Annotated in this window: 4 protein-coding genes; 3 read left to right on the top strand and 1 reads right to left on the bottom strand. The window is 56.4% G+C overall.

The genetic code is table 11. The features are described from left to right. The coding region (locus RMSM_RS21505) for a cadherin domain-containing protein (protein WP_008701215.1) at positions 1-1,889 on the bottom strand (1,889 nt) is incomplete at its 3' end. Between the two features lie 488 nt (positions 1,890-2,377). Between RMSM_RS21505 and RMSM_RS21500 the strand changes: the two genes are divergently transcribed. The 3 genes from RMSM_RS21500 to RMSM_RS21490 all read left to right on the top strand — a co-directional run. Beyond that, the gene (locus RMSM_RS21500; RefSeq protein WP_040768757.1) at positions 2,378-3,589 is read left to right on the top strand and encodes a cohesin domain-containing protein; all 1,212 of its coding nucleotides are present in this window, start codon (positions 2,378-2,380) and stop codon (positions 3,587-3,589) included. 191 nt (positions 3,590-3,780) lie between these two features. After that, complete coding sequence (locus RMSM_RS37195; RefSeq protein WP_144057837.1) at positions 3,781-4,632, top strand: cohesin domain-containing protein; 852 nt, start codon at positions 3,781-3,783, stop codon at positions 4,630-4,632. A 134-nt stretch (positions 4,633-4,766) separates the two neighbouring features. Next, positions 4,767-5,367 (top strand): DUF3500 domain-containing protein (locus tag RMSM_RS21490; RefSeq protein ID WP_008701208.1); only part of this gene is annotated, 601 nt, incomplete at its 3' end.

The raw sequence follows: 5,367 nt of genomic DNA, 5'->3' as shown, positions 1-5,367 counted from the left end.
GTGCCGCTGACGAGCGTGTAAGTGTGCGTGTCGCTGGCATCGACATCGCTACTAGAAAGCGTTCCGACTGTGCTGCCCGATGCGGCATCTTCGGCGATCGAAGATTCGCTCAGCGTGATCGCGGTGGGGGCTTCGTTCACATTGGTGACGGTGATCGTCAGCGTTTGGTCGAACGACAAACCGGCTTGATCGGTCGTACGGACGACGACGGTGTGGCTGGCGTTGGTTTCAAAGTCGAGCGAAGCACCGACATTCAGCGTATTGCCCGACACGGTAAACAGGTCGCTAGTGGTAACCGAGTCGACGGAAACGATGCTGTAGGTATGAGTGTCGCTGGCGTTGGCGTCGGTCGTGCTGAGCGTGCCAACCGCAGTGCCAACCGCAGTGTTTTCGGCAACGGAACTGTTCGTGATCGCGATGGCGGTCGGAGCCACATTGAGTTCGGAAATGTCAATCAACAAAGACTCCTCGAACGTGCGGCCTTCGGGATCGGTCGTTCTCACGCGGATGCTATAGCTGTCTTTGACATCTTGGTCAAACACCTCCGCCGTCAATAGTTGGTTTCCGCTGATGGTGAACGACGCGTTGTCAGTATCACCGGTGCCGCTGACCAAAGTATAAGTGTGCGTTTGGTTGATGTCGGGATCGTTCGTGGTAAACGTCCCCACGGTCGTGCCGATGGGTTGTGCTTCGCCTACGGTGGTGGCGGACAGCGATAGATCGATCGGAGCTTGGTTGTCGGGCAGATCGGGAATGTTAGGCGTCGACAATCCCACCACGCGTCGAAGCAGATCGCTGGCATCAAGCGGGCTCAATCCGTCCACTCCGGTGACATCGCCAAGCAACACCGGGTCGATGGTGGGAAAGAGCATCGTGGTCGCCGATGCATTGGTCGGTTCCGAAAATACGAATCCGGAATCGAGCCCGACACCAACGCGGGCAATCAAACGAGCGTCTTCGGCGTCATAGCGTTGGTTGCGATTGACATCGCCCGCAAACGCAACAACCTGGACGGCATCATCGGCGGTTGCGGTCAGTGCTCCGGCGTTGACGTCTAGCGAAGTGATGCGAATTGCTTGCGTTTCACCGTACGGAGCGTCTTCAGGGACCGTGGCGATGATATCGACCAAACTCGTTTGGTCCGCTGTGAGCGGTGCTACCGAGAAAAACGAGATCGTAGCGGTCCCAGGAACGCTCAAGTTGGATTCGACTTGGCTTCCCGACGGCGCATCGGCTCCGAGCTGGACATCACTAATGTCCAATAACGCCGGATCATACTGGATCGTTAGCGTGACTGACGTGACGCCTGCGGGATTACTGAATTGGATGGGCAGTCCGGCGGGCAACTCAACACCGCTTCCTCCAGCGGGAACTTGGATGCTTTGCGTCGGCCCTCGCACGATATCAGGCAATCCCACGGTTAACGAAGTGTCATCGGCAACCGTAAATGTATTGGTGTAATCGCCGCCGGCGGTACCATCGTCATCACCGTCAAGCAATTCGCCATCGGCGAGGTCCGTAAACGCGTCGGCCGCACTACGTAGCGTTACCGAGTAAGTGTCCGGAGCCAATGCACCGCCGCTGGCAATAAAGGTAACGGTGGTGTCTTTGACAAACAGCGATCCGCGGACATCGCCGCTCGATGCGCCGGTCAGCGTGACGTCGGCAGCGCCAGCCGTTTGCGCCTCGGTGTCATATAGACTCAAGTTCAATGTGCTGACTTCTTCGCTGAGTTCCGCCGTAAAACCGCTGGCGGTGGGGGTAAAGGAGGTGATCGTCGCGGCTAATACCCGACGATTCTCCAGCGATTGCAAGCTCAGCTGCCTTGCCTTGGCTGCACCACGACGTTTTTTTTGTAGCGGACGAACCGATTTAAAGAACTTGCGCATAACTTTTTAACCTGTTTTCTACTCAGCTTGCCCACCGCAATCGGGGGCTGCACTTCGAGTTTGGGGAGGGGGGGCAATAACGATACGACGACTGACAATTGCCCAGCCGTGCTGGGGCACCTGTGGCGACCTGCGACATATTGTCAATGTCGAGGCCGCCTACGATATCGAAACGTTTCAAACATCCTTCATGGGGAATCACGAGCAGCATTGGAGGGCTGTCGTCTGATGTGCTTTGTTAAGGAGTGACGATGATGGAAGATGTCCGGTGTCCGGCCATTGTAGAACCCGGACTTAGAGAGTCACTAGCGAGAGTAAGTTCCGGCAAATGATATTATTTATTTGTGGGTTGGGTTGTAACGTTAAAAGCCATTGAGAACATGTTGTTATCAGCAAAAGTCGATGCAACTTATTTATTCGACGCTGGAAATATGACACTTGGGAACCAGAATTGTGAAACCTCTTCTGGCTTTGCGAGTCTAACGAACATGAAACGAAAAAAATCACGTCGGCTGGGGCTTGAAAGTCTCGAATTGCGTCGTCTGCTTGCCGCAGTGGACATTCCTGATGATTTGACCGGAGATGTGTCGGCGCAGGTCGCCGTCCCGGTCAATGTGGATAATGCCGCGGACATCCGAGGTGTCGAAATACGACTGAGCTATGATACCGATTTGCTCGATTTGACGTCCGATGCGATTACCGCAGGATCCGTCTTCAACGGAGCCCAGGACACGCAAGTCACCGCAAATGTCGATGATGCCGCCGGAACCGTCGTGATTTTTGTGTCGGCGTCGACTGGACTCTCGGCGACTAGCGGCAGTTTGGTGCAGATGTCATTCACCATCGCCGACAATGCTGTTGCTGGCAATACGACGGTGTTCGATCTTTCCGAAGTGGTCTTGAATGAAGGGCAAATCACCGTGGATCCAGCTCCGGTGGCTGGTGCTGATTCCACCGATGGACTGTTGACCTTTACCGCGGGGGCTGGGGGGGACCAGCGGATAGCGGGGTTCGTGTACGCCGACACCAATACCAACAATGTTCCTGATGGCGTCGAAGGAATCCCTGGGGTGGTGATCACGTTGACCAATGTGTCCACCGGTGCCACGGTTCAGGCGACGACGGATGCCACAGGCCAATACGAGTTCACCGATTTGGCATTTGGGGACTACACGTTGACTGAGGTCCAACCGATTGCCTACTCCGAAGGCGGAGTCAACGAGCTGTCGGTGACATTGGTATCGGGGCAAACAACCGCCGACCAAAACTTTCGCGAGACCGGACTGCTGCCTCAATTTATCTACAACCGATTGTCGGTGACATCGACTCTGCCGGCCGGATCGACTGCATGGACCGATGTCATTCGGCAGATCAACGACGACGCCACTGCGGGAAGTGTCGCACCGGTTGCAGCGTCGTCCTCTATTGCGGTGGCGGCGACCACATCGGCATCCACCGCTGCTGAAACCTTGGCAGTGTCCACCCCCCCCACGATCGATGCGGCGGCCAGCGTTTCAAGATCGCCCGAAGCAGAGTCGTTCGAAGCAGAAACGAGCACCGACGCTGAAACGAGCACCGCGTTGTCATCCACCGATGGCACTATGTTGCCCATCAGTGAACTCGATGACCGCAAAGAGGATGCGGTTGACGAAGCTTACGAATCGGTGGACCAGGTTTTTGCTACCAACACGCTTTGGTAATTCGCGTCGTCGCCACGGCGTGAAACTAGAATCACGCCGCAAGTGCCATTGCGATTTGAGTTGTGAATCCGTTACCAACCAATGCATAGAAAGCTGCGGTGAGCGGTTGATTCGCAATTCAAATCAGTGGGCAACGGATGGCGACAAAAGCATGCAAATTGGGTGTTCAGCAATTAGAATCGAGACGTTTGTTGGCAAGCGTTTCCATTCCGAACGCCATCATTGAATCGGGCTCGGATGTCTCGGCCGCAGCCGAAGTTTCCACCCCCGTCGAAGTCTCGGGGGCTCAAGGTGTCAGGGCTGCGGAGGTGCGAATTCAATTCGACCCCACCGAGGTCACCACCGATACGACGCGAATCCAGGCCGGGTCGGTGTGGAACGGCCGCGGCACAGTCATCGCCAATGTTGACGAACAAGCGGGAACGATCGTTGCGTTTGTTTATTCGACCAAACCGGTTGCCGAAGATGCGGGAGGGCTGATCGATATCGGCTTTGCCGTCAAGCAAGATCGAATCTCGGTCAAACCGATCGATATCGATTTGCAGCAGGTCCGGCTGAACGAAGGTCAGATTGCATTGACCGAGGCTCCCGTCGTGGGTGCGGACGCGAGTGACGGCAAAATAGTGACGCAGGCCAGCGATGTTCCACAGGCCAGCGAAGTTCGGCGCGCCAGCGAAATTCCACAGGCCAGCGAAGTGGTGAAACGCGTGACGCGATTCGAACACCGATCAGGGGATCCATTCAGCGACGTGACTGATTCCTTCCGTGAATCACGCGGCAGCCGTCCCGCGATTAACGACGACCCCTGTCCGTGGCCTAGTGAAACCGACACCGATTTAATTTCACCGCAATCGTATGCTCTCGTTTCGATGGGCGGTCGTGCTGATTTCGCTCGTTCGGGATACGGCAGCCGATTTGCCGCAAAGGCGGTGGAAGCAAGGGCAATGGATTTGGTGACAACGCCTGGGGGGATCCCCTACGGACCCCTACAGCCACATGTGGTCGACCAAGCGTTTTCGGACTCAGCCCCTTTCCATCCGTAACGCGGCCGCCGGGTTGGCGTCAAATGGGATGATCGCATGGGGCAAACTATGCCCATTTTGCGGTTCGCGGCGATGTCCACTACACTGTGGGCGTCCCACCCCGAATCCACCCACCTCTGTGAAAGAGACGTTTCATGCGTTCGTTCCGTTTTGCGATCCCCGCTACGATGCTTCTGGCCGTTTCCGTATCCCTGGCGATCTTCGCCGGAATGAAGGTGAGCGACCCGCCAGGGACGCAGATGAAAACCTTTGCCGATGCTTTTTTGCAAACGCTCGACGAGAAACAAGCGGCGCAAGCGACCATGGACTATGAAGCCGCCGAACGTGTTCAGTGGCACTTCATCCCCATGCCGACTCGCAAAGGACTTGTGCTGAAGGATATGAATACGGCTCAGCGTACGGCGGCGCTTCGCTTGCTGCGTGCGGCACTGAGCGAAGCCGGGTACAGCAAGGCGAGCAAGATCATGTTGCTCGAAGGCGTGCTCCGCCAACTCGAAGGCCCCGGCAGCGAATCACGCCGCGATCCTCAGAAATATTACGTCACGATCTTCGGCACCCCAAGCGATTCCGATCCGTGGGGGCTCAGCTTCGAAGGCCATCATCTGTCGCTCAACTTCAGTTGCCGAGGCGGCGAGTTGGTCGACAGCTCTCCTCAGTTCTTTGCGTCCAATCCCGCCAAGATCATGAGCGAGGTCGAAGGACCGTTGGGTAAGGGAACGCGTGTGCTTCGCGAAG

The sequence above is a fragment of the Rhodopirellula maiorica SM1 genome (genome assembly GCF_000346295.1).
GTDB lineage: Bacteria > Planctomycetota > Planctomycetia > Pirellulales > Pirellulaceae > Novipirellula > Novipirellula maiorica.
Note: the sequence above shows the minus strand (reverse complement) of the source record. Positions and strands in the feature narration are given on the sequence as shown.